The organism is Bacteroides sp. f07 (assembly GCF_042854785.1).
Taxonomy (GTDB): domain Bacteria; phylum Bacteroidota; class Bacteroidia; order Bacteroidales; family Bacteroidaceae; genus Bacteroides.
In genome coordinates this window covers 1,143,243-1,160,064 of the sequence record NZ_BAABXI010000002.1, presented here as the reverse complement: position 1 = coordinate 1,160,064, position 16,822 = coordinate 1,143,243, and the positions used below count along the sequence as shown (strand labels likewise).

General features: G+C 44.0%; 10 protein-coding genes. 6 read left to right on the top strand and 4 right to left on the bottom strand.

Features of this window, described 5'->3' with window-relative positions; translation table 11 throughout:
- Positions 1-54 precede the first annotated feature (54 nt).
- The 3 genes from ACGHVY_RS19495 to ACGHVY_RS19485 all read right to left on the bottom strand — a co-directional run bounded on the left by ACGHVY_RS19495 (position 55) and on the right by ACGHVY_RS19485 (position 9,559).
- Positions 55-5,796, bottom strand: coding sequence for an alpha-2-macroglobulin (locus ACGHVY_RS19495; RefSeq protein ID WP_390600836.1), 5,742 nt, complete (start codon positions 5,794-5,796; stop codon positions 55-57).
- A 1,170-nt stretch (positions 5,797-6,966) separates the two neighbouring features.
- Positions 6,967-8,424 (bottom strand): aminoacyl-histidine dipeptidase, encoded by a 1,458-nt coding sequence (locus tag ACGHVY_RS19490; protein WP_308747345.1) that lies wholly within the window; start codon positions 8,422-8,424, stop codon positions 6,967-6,969.
- Positions 8,425-8,572: 148 nt separating this feature from the next.
- Positions 8,573-9,559: a lysylphosphatidylglycerol synthase transmembrane domain-containing protein gene (locus tag ACGHVY_RS19485; protein ID WP_390600834.1), complete on the bottom strand. Its 987-nt coding sequence runs from the start codon at positions 9,557-9,559 to the stop codon at positions 8,573-8,575.
- Between the two features lie 113 nt (positions 9,560-9,672).
- Between ACGHVY_RS19485 and rsmA the strand changes: the two genes are divergently transcribed.
- From rsmA to ACGHVY_RS19455, 6 genes are all read left to right on the top strand, one after another.
- Positions 9,673-10,473, top strand: a complete 801-nt coding sequence (gene rsmA / locus ACGHVY_RS19480; RefSeq protein ID WP_308747347.1) for a 16S rRNA (adenine(1518)-N(6)/adenine(1519)-N(6))-dimethyltransferase RsmA — start codon at positions 9,673-9,675, stop codon at positions 10,471-10,473.
- Positions 10,474-10,534: 61 nt separating this feature from the next.
- Positions 10,535-11,875: a magnesium transporter gene (mgtE, locus tag ACGHVY_RS19475; RefSeq protein WP_308747348.1), complete on the top strand. Its 1,341-nt coding sequence runs from the start codon at positions 10,535-10,537 to the stop codon at positions 11,873-11,875.
- A gap of 84 nt (positions 11,876-11,959) precedes the next feature.
- On the top strand, positions 11,960-13,813 hold the full coding sequence (locus tag ACGHVY_RS19470; RefSeq protein WP_390600831.1) for a DUF349 domain-containing protein: 1,854 nt from the start codon (positions 11,960-11,962) through the stop codon (positions 13,811-13,813).
- Between the two features lie 437 nt (positions 13,814-14,250).
- On the top strand, positions 14,251-14,499 hold the full coding sequence (locus ACGHVY_RS19465; RefSeq protein WP_390600828.1) for a hypothetical protein: 249 nt from the start codon (positions 14,251-14,253) through the stop codon (positions 14,497-14,499).
- Between the two features lie 86 nt (positions 14,500-14,585).
- A complete protein-coding gene (locus ACGHVY_RS19460) occupies positions 14,586-15,134 on the top strand; it encodes a hypothetical protein (protein ID WP_004313882.1) in 549 nt (182 codons plus the stop codon).
- A 15-nt stretch (positions 15,135-15,149) separates the two neighbouring features.
- On the top strand, positions 15,150-15,470 hold the full coding sequence (locus ACGHVY_RS19455) for a helix-turn-helix domain-containing protein (RefSeq protein ID WP_390600825.1): 321 nt from the start codon (positions 15,150-15,152) through the stop codon (positions 15,468-15,470).
- Positions 15,471-16,232: 762 nt separating this feature from the next.
- On the opposite strand, the gene ACGHVY_RS19450 is transcribed toward ACGHVY_RS19455, so the two are convergent.
- Positions 16,233-16,559, bottom strand: coding sequence for a hypothetical protein (locus tag ACGHVY_RS19450; protein WP_390600823.1), 327 nt, complete (start codon positions 16,557-16,559; stop codon positions 16,233-16,235).
- Positions 16,560-16,822 lie beyond the last annotated feature (263 nt).

The following is a 16,822-nucleotide window of genomic DNA, read 5'->3' as shown; positions in this document are numbered from 1 at the left end:
CGGATTGAAAGGATTATTAACGGTGAACGCCAAACGTTCACCGTTAATAAATAATTATTTCACTTCTACCGTCATCGAAGCGGAATGTGAAGCATATTCCGGTGCATAGGCACACTGCATCGTTGCCAGTCCCGTTTCGTAAGTTCCTGCACGACTGACACGATAACTATATTCAAGTACATACACTCCCTTTCCAAGATGGTCAAAGAAGAAGTAGGTGGCGGCATCCTTGATGTCCACATAGTAGCCGATTCCGTTATTCCAGCGATAACCGGACACGCTGCCGATGGGTTCGAAACAAGCACCACGCTGGTCTTTCAACTGTACGAAGTCCATTGCACGGTCTGCACGGATACTCAATCGGGAGACAACCTTATCGCCCACTTGAAGCACTGTCTTTGACGTGATCGGTTGCAGTTGCGGCATACCATTCACCATACGTTCCACATATAGTTGTTTCTGTACATTCAACTCACCTCCTTGTTGCTTCACATCCTTGACCGGTGATTCGTATTCCGCATAAACGGCTCCCCAGGCAATCCCCGGATTTCTCTTTTCCACTTCAATCTTGCGGGCATCCACTACATTCTTCTGTGTGAACGAACGTTTGATATATCCCAGTCCCGGAACGGTAGTCTTACTCGGACTAACCGTCTCCAACACTTCATCGGCAATCACAATCCGCACATCTCCCTGATTGTCAAGCAAATCAGTGCCTTTCATCAACAATACATATACCGCGTCCGCTGTAGCTACCGGAGAGTTCCACTGCTGTGTCTGCTTCTGCTTCAACAGCCAGAGTTTCATTTCTTCTACCGTCTCCGCATTGCCGCCAATCAATTCCAGTGCTTCCATCACATCCACATGAGCCTGCATTTTCATTCCGCCCCATGTGTAAGGATTCTCGTTGAAAGCGAAGAACATACCCTGCTCATCAGTCTTTGTCAGATGCTCTTTCAGGGATGCGGCAAACGCCTGCGCCTCTTTCTTATATCCGGCCTTGTCAAGTACGATAGCAGCGACAGCCTTAGTATTCATCGAAGCTGACGGAAGCAGTTCTTTTACCTTGGAGAGATAATAAGCATAAGCTGCTTTATTCGTTGCAGGAACCTGCTCACCGGAAATTGCGATGATATACAGATATTGCAGGATACCACTTGAGACTCCCGTGAACTTCACTCCTTCTTTCTGTGCTTTCAGAATGTTCTTGTATTCTTCCAAAGCCGACTGGTGGAGATATGTCAAGGCATTAGTCTGCAAGGTTAGTGCGGTTCCGTTCAACTTCTCGCCAGTCAACAAAGCAAGACGGGCATTCAGTTCCGCAATATAAGCAGTGACATAATTACTGCCGTTCATCCCTTTATACCATGACCACGCACCGTCAGAACTCTGTAATTCCTGTAATCTTGTCAAGGCAGCGATATTGTTGCTGCGGATATTGTTCAAATCGAACAGTGTAGCGATACGTTCTTTCTGCTGCTCTTCGGTCTGTGCTTCGAGCACCCACGGTGATTCGGACAACAGGATGTTCTTCACTTCCTGATTCTTTTGCAGATTGCTGAGGAACGTTTCTTTCGTACCACCTTGAAGTTTCCAGCTATCGAACACAGCCTTGATACGCGGCTGGCTATTCATTATATATGAAGCCAATGTATTCGCATAATAAGCAGTAGCCCACGAAATAGCATTATTATTGACCGGAAGGCTCAATGAAGGCAATGCTTGAATAGCATACCAGGCAGGATTTCCGGTAAACTCAATCGTCAGCTTACGGTCGGTTGCCGTTTTACTATGTTGATTGAACAGGCTGTCGAGAGAGAAAGTACGGGTTTCTTCTCCACGTACAGGCATCGGCAGGGTTTCTACCAGATGCTCTTTGTTGCCGAGTACCGGAAGCAGTTGTTGTTCTCCATCACTGAATGTGCCACTATCGGCTATCATCCGGCATCCCAGTATCCCGTATTTGTCACTTACGGCAAACATGAAGTTCACCCCGATCGTCTTTCCCGCTTCAACAGAGAATTTCTGTTTCTGTGTGCTGACTACCTTTTCCGTCATCGGGTCGAAAAGAATCATGCTTACTGTTCCCGCTTGCGGCTTGCCTGTCATGTTGGAGATAGAAGCAGCAATGGAGGTCTTATCCCCTACACGCACAAAACGCGGCAGATTAGGAGTCAGCATAAATTCCTTACTGGTGATGGCTTCACCGTCCAGTGTTCCTGTCAACATTCCCTTCGTATGGGAATATCCGCGGAAATTCCAGCGTGTCAGACTTTCGGGCATGGTGAATGAGAAGGAAATCTCTCCTTGCTCGTTGGTACGGAGTTGCGGATAGAAGAACGCTGTTTCAGCAAGATTCGTACGCAGGTCGGCAGGAGCTTCGGGGAGAGATTCTCCCTCGAAGGATGTACCCGATTTACCCACTATTCCTGTTTGTCCCCAACCAGCCGCAAATTCCACATCATCAGGAGCTTCGGAAACTAAAGCCGGCACATATTTCAGTTCTACCGCATTGCTCCGGCTTGTCACACTTCCTGTCATCATCCCCCTCTTATATGTAGCCATTCCTCTAATCACCACTCCATCAGCTATCGACTCGGATATTGCATATACATTTCCTATACCTGACTGTATCACAAAATAGTCATATGCCATCGCAGGCACTTTCAGATACTTATTATTCCACCAATAATTGAACGAATTATTTCCGGAATACCCGCTCATCCAACTAGAATAAGGTAATACCTGATTATAGTAAACTTGGAAATCCTGCCGGCGGTTCCATATCTTATCCAACGAGGCATCATACATTGTTGCCAGCATTTCCGCATCGGCTGCTCGTCCTTGCGGTGTCTTAATCGTCAGTTTCCATTCTTCCTTTTGTCCGGGACGCAACTTGTCACGGAACACCTCCCACTTCATCGTCAATGTCTTGTCCGGCAAACGCTTCTTCACCTGAACTTGTTCCTGATATACCTGTCCGTCTCTTACCATGCAGAAATTCACGAAGATACCGTCGCCATAACTGTCCCGATACGGATACTGAAAACGTACAATCGTATCGGATAAGTTCAGCGCCTTGCTTTCCAACAGCTTATCACCGCAGAATACATTCATCATCACATAAGCATCCTTTTCCGAAGTTCCGAAACAGAACACTGCCGGATGTGTTGCATCAAATTGCGTATTTGGTGCATAGAACCATACGGTGGACTGAACAGGCGGACGTTTATCTGCTTCGGAGAAAAGAACGGTATTATCATCTGCCGTCACTTCCTTTCCCCGGTTATCTTTCACCGATGCTTTCAGTACATATGCTCCCGACGGAATCTTCTCCCAGTTGAGCGTCATCTCCTCATTGGAAGTAAATGTTCCCGTCGCAACCGGACTCTCGCCCAAATCTTTAAAATCTTTATCTTTCGCAGAATACAGGGCATAGTTTCCTTTCACTTCCACAGGCTGCCCGTTCAGATTCTGTGCTTTAAACACGATGCTGAACGGCTTGTCCTTGCAAGTCTTTTCCTGCAACTCCATCTGCAAAACCAACGAACGGCTACCCGCTGAAATCACGTCTGTAGACGATTGCGTTTCACCCGCCACATTGGTAGCGGTAGCTTCAACGGAATAACGATAGTAGATCTTATCATTATTCTTATAAACGTCACTTTCCTCCAGACGAACCGGTATCGTAAATTCCCCATTCCCGTCGGCAGTCACCTCGCCGGAAGCAATCTGCGCAGATTCCGAGATTCTCCAGAAACTGTAAACAGAACGTTTCACCGTATATTTCACCGGAAGGTCTTGGAGCAACACGCCGCTATAAGATTGAACCTTACCTTTCACCTTTACCTCATCGCCAAGTTTGTAACTTCCCGTTTGCTTTTCAAAAGTTATGTCGAATGTCGGACGTTTATAATCTTCCACACGGATATTCGTCCTGCCGTCTCCTGCCGTCAAAGAAAACATTCCGTTCAGACAGGCCGAAGGCAATGCAAAATCAGTAGTAAAGGAACCGAATTCATTGGTACGTACCGATTTCTGTCCCACTTCCTGATTATTTGCGTCCAATAAAACGACTGTGTAGTTCTTGTTCGGAAGCACGTTTGCCGTATCCGAATTCTGTGTATAGGCAATACCTTTCACATACACTGTCTGACCGGGACGGTACAGAGAACGGTCGGTCAACAACGTCATACTTTCAACCACCTTGTTTTCATCACCATAATATCCGAAACTTCCGCCGTAGATGCCTTGCAGCTTCATGGCTGTATCCATGCCTTTCGAGGCTTTCAGATACCGGTATTCGGACTTCCAGGGGAATACGACTTTGCCGTCTTCTCCTGCCGTAAATTCCTGCAACGCTTTCTCTGCATTATTATACAGGGTGATTTTCACATTGGGTACAGGATACCCGGTCTGTCCGTCCAATACCGCCACTTCATATTGCTTTCCGGGCAGACGGCACGTCAGCACTTTGAAACGTGTTACGTTGAAGTTACTTTCGCTATCCCTCTTCGCACGAATATCCGGTACGATACGCATCACATAAGAGCCGAGGTCGGGAGCCTTGAACGTGAACACGGTATCTTGTGTACGGTAATCTTTCGGACGAAGAACGGAATAATGCTGCTCTTTCACCAGTTTTTTCGCCTGATACAGCCGTACGGTAAAACCGTCCAGATTCTTATGGGAGACATTCAGCTTTATGTCTTCATCCGGGAAAGCCTGACTCGCTGCCCTGACGTTCAACGAAGGCGCTAAAACCTCTTCCCGAAGATTCTTCAGGGCATTGATCCTGTGGTAATCCGGATAAAGGCGAATTGCCTCATCACAGAGTTGCAGGGCATTGATTTGCTGTTCTTTCTCAATGGCGTAGCGTGCTTGCGCCAAATAGACTTCCGCACTTACAGGCTTCGAAGCGAACTTACTTTTCAATGTATTCAACGCTGTCAGGAACGTATCTTCAGTCAATCCCGGAAGCCCTTCCTGAATTTTGGATGGAACCGCGTATCTATCCGCATTACGTCTCCATTCCAAATAGTTGAGTGTAGTCAAGATATACCCTTCTTTCAGCCCGGCAGCCTTATAGGCGGCTATCATGTCTCCATAGATTTTTATAATATCCTGTTTCACAGGAGAAGGCATGATATCATTGAAGCCGCTGCGTTCCAATCCCTCTATCCGATTCAAAGATTCTATGCCACGGGAAGCCAGCAGATGATACATATCATGGTGATAATATTCGCTAGTCTCACCCAATTCAACAAAAGGAATGTAACTACGTGAGGAGGTTTTGAGTAACAATACCGAGTCTGCCAACGCTTCCTTTACATTTGTCCGCACTTTTTCCACGAACATATTTGCCGTCCATTCGCGCATATCCGTGGAAGGGGCTTCACCTACGATTTCTGTCCTTTGCCGAAGTTGCCATTGGTTATTGGAAGCATAATCCGCATAGATTCCTGCTATCAAAGAATGTAATATAGCACGATCCATAGGTTGGTCTGTCCGCTTCGCCCATTGTTCCAGCCCTTTCAGACCGACATAAAAACTGTCGGGAGTCAAAACCTCCTGAGTTTTCATCCGCCACATATAGGCTTTCAGCATTTGAGCGGAGTTTTTTTCTTTCTCTCCTTTCTGATAAATTCCGTCAATCAATTTGATTACCGTTTTAGGCAAGCTCTTCTTTTGTGCCTGCTCTACTTCTTTCCATAATTTGTCGAAAGTTTGTGCCTGCACCGCCGGAATCACTCCCAGCCAAAACAGCACCATCATACAAATCTGCTTTATTTTCATAATCTTTCCAGTTTAAATTCGCTATAAGTCTCACTGTATAAATAACAAAGTAAAGAAATAAAGTTTAAAGAATCATCTTTTTTTGAATAAATATAATAGATTTGTGCTATCACGACAGTGATTATGACAACTGTGATTGCGAGAATTAAAAACAAGACTTTAGGATGTTCCTTCCAGACAATGAAGCATTATTATCACAATAATATATGTACGTGACATCTCTCTCTACAATAAAAAAAATAAAAACAAAACTGTCACCTGTCACCATTTCCTATTTAACAAATTGATTTTTAAGCATTAACAGTGTGACAGCATCCGGTGACAGCACTGCGATGGCACTGTGACGGCAATCATGCTGTCACAAAGACAAAGTCGCATATTCATCGTAGTGCCTTGGCATCATATAGTCAGTATCAAGGCACGAAACAAATGGTTCCCCTACGTGACACTTTTGTTCCCATTACCCGAAACTTTAGTTTCAAGCGTTTGAAACTAAAGTTTCCATTGCTTGGAACCATTAGTTTCTCACCGATGAAACAATAGTTTCACACCGTTGGAACTACAGTTTCATAGAAAGGAAACTAATTGGGCTGTAAGCATCCTGAAGACATCGTGCCTATATCTAAAAGAAGTGGGGATAGCGTTTTCAAACGTATCCCCACTCTAAACTTAGTTAATGTACCTTTTCTCATTTTTCAATTCTGTATCCCCATGCAAGCATTTCGTTACGACCTATTTCACTGAGGATTTTTCTTACTAAAGAACTCATTTTCTTTGCCATAATCTTTAAACCTTTTAAATTACTAATTCCTGAAAACTAAAAATCACTTCTCTTCGTTCGGGAGAGTATTAATTGTTGAATATCCCCAAACATGTACGTCGGCTTCGCCGAACTTTCTAAACAATCTTTTTAACCTTTTCATTTTGTTATCCTCCTATTTACATGTTTTATAACACAAAAATACGGCCTTTGTTTATACGTTGTACCTAAAAAACGAATAATTCCATGTTTTATAGCATATTAATTGATTTGCATCAATTAATTTAATTATTAAGGAGAGAATTTATATCACGAGTGGCAGCAAATAAGACAAAAAGGGCACGGAAGAAATGTCATCCGTGCCCTTTTCTATACAATACCTATTATATAATAGGAAAGAATATGCCTGTTTATTTCATTGGAGTCTGTTCCAAAGTAGCCACGAGAAAGTCATAGAACTTCTGTACGGTAGGAATCAGCGCTCTTTCGTCCGGTGAGTGCGGCGAGCGTAATGTAGGACCAAAGGAAATCATATCCAATCCCGGAATAATAGCACCGATAATACCACACTCCAAGCCTGCATGGATAACTTTCACTGCGGGTTCTACTCCAAACTGTTGTTTATAAGATGATTTCATCGCCTGCAGAATCGGAGAATTAACGTCGGGCTGCCAACCGGAATAGCCGCCTGTCATCTCGACCTTCATTCCTGCCATAGAGAAACAAGACTCAAGACTGGTAGTCAAATATTCCTTCATGCTGTCACAAGAACTGCGAGCCAGAATCTTAATAGCCGCTTTACCTCCACCAATCGTAATAATGGCAAGATTAGAAGAAGTTTCCACTGTATCGGGAACAGTCGGAATCATACGTGTCACACCATTCTGACAAGCAAAAATCGCATCAATCAAGTTGTCCTGAATTTCTTCGGGCACCTGACCTGCCGGAAGTTCCACACGTTCTGCCGTGAAACTAATCGGAGTTTCGATAGCCGAATATTCTTCATTAAACAGGTCTTCGCAGTATTTCACCAAACCCAGCAATTCTTCTTCATTCTCGGCAGGGATGGTTACGACTGCATGTGCTTCACGCGGAATGGCATTTCGCATGTTGCCGCCTTCCCAACTGGCCAGACGAGCTTCGTAACTGGCAACGGCTTCACGGATGAAGCGAACCAGTAATTTATTGGCATTGGCACGTCCTTCGTTGATTTCCAAGCCCGAGTGCCCCCCACGCAAACCTTTCAATGTAACTTTAACTGCGATGTCTCCTTCTTCCGGAGCCACTTCTTTATATTCCAAAGTAGCAGTGACATCCATGCCACCGGCACAGCCTATATACAATTCACCTTCATCTTCAGAATCAAGATTCAAAAGAATCTCCCCATTCAACGTACCCGGTTTCAGACCGAATGCACCGTACATTCCCGTTTCTTCGTCTTTGGTAATAAGAGCTTCCAAAGGACCGTGTTTCAAGTCTTTGGCTTCGAGCACAGCCATGATGGCAGCTACACCAAGTCCGTTGTCCGCACCAAGGGTAGTACCTTTTGCTTTTACCCAGTCGCCGTCTATATAAGTTTCAATCGGGTCTTTTTCAAAATCATGCACTGTATCATTGTTCTTCTGAGGAACCATATCCATATGCGCCTGAAGAATAACACCTTTCCGGTTTTCCATACCCGGAGTCGCAGGCTTGCGGATGATCACGTTACCTGCTTCGTCTACAAAAGATTCCAAACCTAAGCCTTTTCCGAAATCAATCAGAAAGCCAGTCACTTTTTCCATATGTCCTGACGGACGAGGAATCTGAGTCAACGAATAAAAATGCTTCCACACGTTCTGTGGAGCCAAAGAAAGAATTGTACTCATAACAAATATTTTAAAACTGTTTTTAATCTAATAATTAAACAGTGGCAAGTTATGGAAAAGTTTTCAGATAGCAAAGGACGTTAGCAAAAACATTCATTCCAAAGACAACATTCGCATCTCATCCAATGATTTTCTTCCGGAAAAAACATCATTCCCGATGTCTATAGGTAAATGGCAGGGCAGCCAAACCATAAACGCCCAGCAAAACAACCAGAAAGGTTTGAATACCGTGCACAATAAGGGCGAATATTCCGGCATCCATCTCATTTACTCCATAAAACATCATCATGGAAATGACAGCAAAGTGCCACGGACCTGCTCCATTAGGCGTAGGTACAATTACCGCAAATGTGCCGCTTACAAACATGACTAAAGCTGCCATCACGCCCAAATGGGCAGTAAAAACAAAGCAATAGAAGGTAAAATAGAAATGAAAAAAGTAACATGCCCAAATGGCTAATGTATAAAATATAAAGAGAGGGATATTACGCACACTTTTCAATGACATGATTCCTTCCCAAATATTGAGTACAAAACCTTTCACTCTTTCATAGAAAAACAGCGTCTTCCTTAAACTATAAAGAAGTATCACTACTCCAATGAAACAAAACAGGACAATATAGAACCAGACAGATGTCAGGAGATGCAAAAGAGAAGGTATCTTCGTCCCTGTCTGTTGAAGGAAAGTGACAAATACCGGCATTTGCAGCAATACGGTAACCCCTGTAATGAGAAGAATTGTCAGCGTATCGACCAACCGTTCGGTGACTACCGTCCCCAATGATTTGGCAAATGACACATTATCGTATTTGGCCAATATGCCACAGCGGCTCACCTCACCGACTCTGGGAATAATCAGACTGGCAGCATAAGAGACAAAAATGGCATTCACACAATCGCTTTTCCTCGGAAAAGCATCCAGCGGCTCCAACGTCTGCCGCCACCGCCAGCCACGAAACACTTGGGCAAGTACTCCGAACAACAGTGAAAAAAGCATCCACCACCAGTTTGTGCCGTGCAGCAATACATCGCCCGCTTTTGTAAAATCAAAGCCACGATATACCCAAAACAAAATAAAGCCACCTAAAACAACCGGTAATATAAGTTGCAGCGTCTTTTTTAACAGTTTCTTCATCCTTAATTCTTCATTAGCTTCGCCGACACATCATTTATTTTTTAAATAGTGGCACGTTCTTCATTTAAAAGAATTACCTTTGTCGACTGCAAAAGTAATTATTTAGTTGGTAAATGAAATTAGTAAAGCCTAAAAAGTTTCTCGGACAACACTTTCTGAAAGATTTGAAAGTTGCGCAGGATATTGCCGATACAGTCGACACTTTTCCCGAATTACCCGTTCTCGAAGTGGGACCGGGCATGGGAGTACTGACGCAGTTTTTAGTAAAAAAAGACCGGTTGGTGAAAGTCGTGGAAGTTGATTATGAATCGGTCGCCTATCTCCGCGAAGCCTATCCGTCACTGGAAGACCACATCATCGAAGATGACTTTCTGAAGATGAATCTGAACCGGTTGTTTGACGGCAAGCCTTTCGTACTGACCGGTAATTATCCGTATAATATCTCCAGCCAGATATTTTTCAAGATGCTGGATAATAAGGATATCATACCTTGTTGCACAGGAATGATTCAGAAGGAAGTGGCGGAGCGTATCGCTGCCGGACCGGGCAGCAAGACATACGGCATCCTCAGCGTATTGATACAGGCATGGTATAAGGTGGAGTACCTGTTTACTGTGAGCGAACATGTATTCAACCCGCCCCCGAAAGTAAAAAGCGCCGTCATCCGCATGACCCGCAACGAGACCAAGGAATTGGGATGCGACGAAAAGCTGTTCAAGCAGGTAGTGAAAACAACTTTCAACCAACGCCGCAAGACATTGCGCAACTCCATCAAGCCGATTTTAGGCAAGGATTGTCCGCTGACAGAGGACGTATTATTCAATAAACGCCCGGAACAACTATCGGTAGAAGAATTTATCGACCTGACCAATAAAGTGGAACAAGCATTAAAAACGGTCGGCAACAACGAATAGTTGACAGGCCAAAGCAAGCAGAGAACTGGATTTTGTAATTCATAATTTGTAATAGACAACAATGAACGAGGAATACATTGACAACGTAAAGCATCTTATCGAACAGAAAGATGCCGATAAGGTAAAAGAACTTCTCATCGACCTTCATCCGGCCGACATCGCTGAATTATGCAATGACCTGAACCCGGAAGAAGCCAAGTTAATCTACCGGTTGCTCGATAACGAGGTAGCTGCCGATGTACTTGTCGAAATGGACGAGGATGCCCGTAAAGAGCTTCTCGAAATGCTTCCTTCGGAGACTATCGCCAAGCGTTTCGTCGACTATATGGATACGGACGATGCCGTAGACCTGATGCGCGAGCTTGACGAAGACAAACAGGAAGAGGTTCTTTCGCATATTGAGGACATCGAACAGGCGGGCGACATTGTAGACTTGTTGAAGTATGACGAGAATACCGCCGGCGGTTTGATGGGTACAGAAATGGTGCTTGTCAATGAGAACTGGAGTATGCCCGAATGTCTGAAAGAGATGCGGCAGCAAGCGGAAGAACTGGATGAAATCTATTATGTATATGTCATCGACGACGACGAACGCTTGCGGGGTATTTTCCCGCTCAAGAAAATGATAACTTCCCCTTCTGTATCAAAAGTAAAACACGTGATGCAGAAAGATCCGATTTCAGTGCATGTGGACACGCCAATTGACGAAGTAGTACAGGCGATTGAAAAGTATGACTTGGTGGCTATCCCCGTGGTCGACAGTATCGGCCGGCTCGTCGGACAAATTACCGTCGATGACGTCATGGACGAAGTCCGTGAACAATCGGAACGTGACTATCAGTTGGCATCCGGTCTTTCACAGGACGTGGAAACGGACGACAATGTGCTCAAACAGACAACGGCGCGCCTTCCGTGGCTGCTTATCGGTATGATTGGCGGAATCGGAAACTCTATGATATTAGGTAATTTCGATTCTACATTCGCCGCCCATCCTGAAATGGCACTGTATATCCCACTGATCGGCGGTACGGGTGGAAATGTCGGAACACAGTCCTCGGCTATCATCGTGCAGGGATTGGCAAACAGCTCGCTGGACGCTAAAGATACATTCAAGCAAATCACGAAGGAAGCGGTAGTGGCCTTAATCAATGCCACTATTATTTCGCTGTTGGTATATACCTACAACTTTATCCGGTTCGGCGCAACAGCTACGGTTACTTATTCCGTATCCATCAGTTTGTTTGCCGTAGTGATGTTTGCTTCCATTTTCGGAACACTGGTGCCGATGACACTCGAAAAGCTTAAAATTGATCCTGCCATCGCGACAGGTCCGTTTATAGCCATTACAAATGACATCATCGGTATGATGCTGTACATGGGAATTACGGTTTTATTATCATAAAAACGGGAAAAACAAAAAAAATAAGCAAAATAGTATGAAGTAATCGTTTTATTTCATTAATTTGTGACCCAAAACTAATATACAATGATGGACGCTCATGACACTAATCAACCCTTGAACCAAGGGGAATTAGAAGAAGAAAAGAAAACAGTCGAGGTTTCTGAAGCCATTACAGAGACTCCGATTGAAGAAGTTACTGCCGAAGTTCAACCTGAAGCAGCTCCTAAACCTGCCACAAAGGAAGATGTACTCAACCAGTTGAAAGAGCTTGCGCAGGATGCCGAGAATGCGAACAAGCAGGAAATTGATAATCTGAAACAATCATTCTACAAGTTACATAATGCCGAACTGGAAGCTGCCAAGAAGCAGTTTACAGACAATGGTGGTGCCATTGAAGACTTTGTTTCTCCGGAAGATTCGATAGAAGAAGAGTTCAAGCGTCTGATGGGAGTAATCAAAGACAAACGAAGCAAACTGATTGCCGAACAGGAACGACAGAAAGAAGAAAATCTGCAAGTCAAACTTTCCATTATCGAGGAACTGAAGGAACTGGTGGAATCCGGTGATGACGCCAACAAATCCTATACGGAATTCAAGAAACTGCAACAGCAGTGGAATGAAACGAAGCTGGTTCCGCAAGGCAAGGTGAACGAACTTTGGAAGAACTATCAATTATATGTAGAGAAGTTCTACGATTTATTGAAACTGAATAACGAGTTCCGCGAATATGATTTCAAGAAAAACCTGGAAATAAAAACGCATCTTTGCGAAGCTGCTGAAAAGTTGGCTGACGAGGAAGATGTGGTTTCTGCTTTCCACCAACTTCAGAAGTTGCATCAGGAATTTCGTGATACGGGTCCGGTAGCGAAAGAGTTGCGCGATGAAATCTGGAATCGTTTTAAAGCTGCATCCACTGCTGTCAACCGCCGTCATCAGCAACATTTTGAATCCTTGAAGGAAGCGGAACAGCATAATCTGGACCAGAAGACCGTTATCTGCGAAATCGTGGAAGCGATAGAGTACAACGAACTGAAAACATTCTCGGCTTGGGAAAACAAGACTCAGGAAGTTATTGCCTTACAGAACAAATGGAAGACCATCGGTTTTACTCCGCAAAAAATGAATGTGAAAATCTTCGAGCGTTTCCGCCATGCCTGCGATGATTTCTTCAAGAAAAAAGGAGAATTCTTCAAGAGCCTGAAAGAAGGAATGAACGAAAATCTGGAAAAGAAGAAAGCACTCTGCGAAAAAGCGGAAGCTCTGAAAGACAGCACTGACTGGAAAGCAACCGCCGATGCACTGACCAAACTCCAAAAAGAATGGAAAACCATCGGTCCGGTATCCAAGAAACATTCGGATGCTGTCTGGAAACGTTTCATCTCGGCTTGCGACTATTTCTTTGAACAAAAGAACAAAGCTACTTCTTCCCAACGCTCTGTTGAAATAGAGAATATGGAGAAAAAGAAGGTATTGATTGAAAAATTATCCGCTATTGATGAAAATATGGATACCGAAGAAGCCAGCACACTCGTACGTGATTTAATGAAAGAGTGGAACTCTATCGGTCATGTACCATTCAAAGAGAAAGATAAACTGTACAAGCAATATCATGGCATAATCGACCAACTCTTTGACCGTTTCAATATCAGCGCTTCCAACAAGAAGTTGAGTAGCTTCCGCTCGAATATCAGCAATATACAAGGCAGCGGTTCTCAATCTCTGTACAGAGAGCGTGAAAAACTGATGCGTGCTTATGAGAATATGAAGAATGAACTTCAGACTTATGAAAACAATCTGGGCTTCCTTACTTCTACTTCCAAGAAAGGAAGCAGCCTGCTTACAGAATTGAACCGCAAGGTGGATAAGTTGAAAGCGGATCTGGAACTGGTATTGCAGAAAATCAAGGTGATTGATGAGTCTATAAAGGCAGAAGAGTAATCTTTCTGTTCACTTCAATAACAAAGACAGGTTTTATCGTCTCTACATGAGTGATAAAACCTGTCTTTGTTATTTGTACCATTAATACTTCAATTCAATTATACATCCTTAAATGCGGTTTAAAATAATAAAACCCGCTAAAATTGCATTTTTAGCGGGTTTTTGTCAGTAAAAAGCTGGTGATTTGTTGGGCTACCTGCCCTCAAACTTTAATTCCTTTATAGTCTCATTCATAATGAATTAACAGCTTCCTATTTTCGTGATGTCACCGAATTAGACACCGACTTTGGCAAAAACCCTCTTTTAATATCCCATTGAGGATTCAAGTTTTGTAATACAAAGGTATCGTTTTTAATCGGATAAACCTAATTAAAGTGACAAATAGTGATAAATATCGCATTTAATTTATTAACTTCACAGCGTAAAAAATATAAATTATGCAAAATTACAAGTATCAAAATTCTTATATGAGAGGCTTGAAAAGAAATGTTACCAATAACATCATAGCGGGAATCGTTATAGCAGGAATAATCTTCATTATACAACTGATAGGAAGCTGCGAACAACCGGAAATAACTCATCAAAAAACTCTCATTGACAGCCTGCAAATAAATACGAATAATGAAATTAATGACTGGGACACAGACACCACCATCTACCATACAACCACTAAACCAACTAAATAAAACATTTTTCTTGCTAAATAATTAACCTATAAGTTTATTATCTCATTACTTTTACGTATCTTTGTCTTACTATAAAACAAGGAGATATGACATTTGACGACATTACTGGAGACAGAAAATTATGGGCTGTACACTTTGAAGGTGAGGATGATAACGAATTTTATAAGGTGTTCAACAACTGGGCCGACGTGGTTTGGCTACGCACTTTCTTCAAGGAGAACATTGACGACTTGAACGCCTACTTTAAAATAACGGATATAAAAGAAGCTATCAGCGATACTATTGAAGATAGTGAACGCCTTCGATACATCATAATGGACATCTCCCCGGAAACTGACTTAAGCAAGATTTTCCGTCCGCTGGACAATAACCAAGCTTCGGATGTGATGCTGCAAAAAGAAAAAGCCCGGTTAAAACGTAAATACGGTCACTCGTCATGGCTTCGACTGTACGCTATCAAATTGATTCAAGGCAACTACATCATCACCGGAGGCGCCATCAAGCTGACGGCTACGATGCAGGAAAGAGAGCACACCAGGCAGGAACTTGTGAAAATTGACAAGGTTCGACGATACTTGCTTGAAGAAGGAATCATTGACGACGAAGGGTTTATAGAATATATTAGTGAATTATAATTTGGGAGGAATAGTATGGAAAATCGTATGAAATCTGTCGCACAAAGGCTTGAAGAACATTCTTCTCCAACGCCTTCGAAATGGCGTGAGCTGTTTGACTTCCTTGAAACAAACAAGTCATGGCTCCGACATTCACAAAATATTGCCATGCTAATGCTGGACAGGATGGAGGAATTAGGAATGAGCCAAAAGCAATTGGCTGAAAAAATGAATTGCAGCCCGCAATACATTTCAAAGGTGTTGAGAGGACGGGAGAACCTTTCACTCGAAACTCTGGCCAAAATTGAAAACGCACTGGAAATCTCGATTATCAAAGAGGAACCAATGGCTGTATAACTCACACCGGGTGCAGTATAAAAGTTGATAGCGGATTCTTCCGGACAAACTGTTGCAGCTCGGGCAAAGTGATAGCAAATGTTTCGCCCTGGAAGAAGCCGGCTGCCATAATCTGCTAGCACATCATAGGAGATATCAGGTTGATGAAGCCGGAAACCCACCAGGTGTGTGATAGCAGTTACCGGGAATCCGTGCGGAATGACTAACAGCTTGGAAACACATCTGATAACCGCCCACACACTGCACAGGAACACATTTTTTTTCCTTTTTTCATCTACATCTCCCAGGACGCGGACGGATGGCAGGCAAGAAATTTCAGATAAAAATACCGCACGAGGTACGAGCGCAGGATATTTTTATCTGAAATAGCGTAGCGGTTCTTGACTGACAGGCGGCTGTGGCCTATCTTTGTAGAAGAAAAGAGGAAAAATACGCTGTAAAAACGGAATTTTCCCATAAAACACCATCCATCTGAAAGTACTTGCGCTGATAGTGGTTGGGATGCCGATTCCTATTGATTCCGACAGATACTCTTGTTGCGGGCTTATCGTCTGATTGCTCACCGCAGCGCAGCCGCATCAGGGCGCAGCCTTTCAGGACTGCACCCCCATGCGTCCGCCCTGCTCCGGCAGTGTTTAATCGGAACATTCCTTCACGTCTCCTGTTTTTATCGAAGTGCAGTGTTTTGTTCACCGTGCCGCTTGGTAGGTGAAGCGCGGCTCGCCGCACAATCCCCCACCAAGCCGCCCTCTGACAGTGATTTTAAGAAACATTCCTAGGGGAAGTCTCCCCGAAAGTTACTCCAGTGCATGACAGTCGAAGCTTGCAAAGTGGGTAATAACAGAAGTTACTACCGCCTGATATATCCAGCTCCGGCTGTCGCTCCCTCACTTGCTGAATACAGCAAAGGAAGCACCAGCCTATGCAGTGGACACCCTTTCGGATGATATCCTTTGCGGAACGGGTGACAGCTACGATGCCCGGTGCGGTTTCGCTCCGCCCGGCACTAACGCCGGGACTAAGGCGAGAATCCGCTACCTCTTTTCGTCTGACTATAGGAACGGAAGTGTTAGCCAGGAGTGCAGCCATGCGGTGCGGGGTTCCCGTGTTTATGATTGAGCGGGTTTGTCCGTTTGAACTAGAGGCGGCGCAAGCTTCCGCCGCCGTGCTGACGTGATGTCGCCTGCGCCGTGGTCTTCCGGTTTTTCTAGTGAAGTGCAGCTTTTGCGCAGGAAATCCGGAATAGCAATTATGTTTAATTAGTCCCAAAACCGTTCCGGATTTTGTGCTTTAATTCAACATAACAGCCTATTCCAGATATTCCTGCTGTTTTGCGGGCTTTCCGTTGTTTC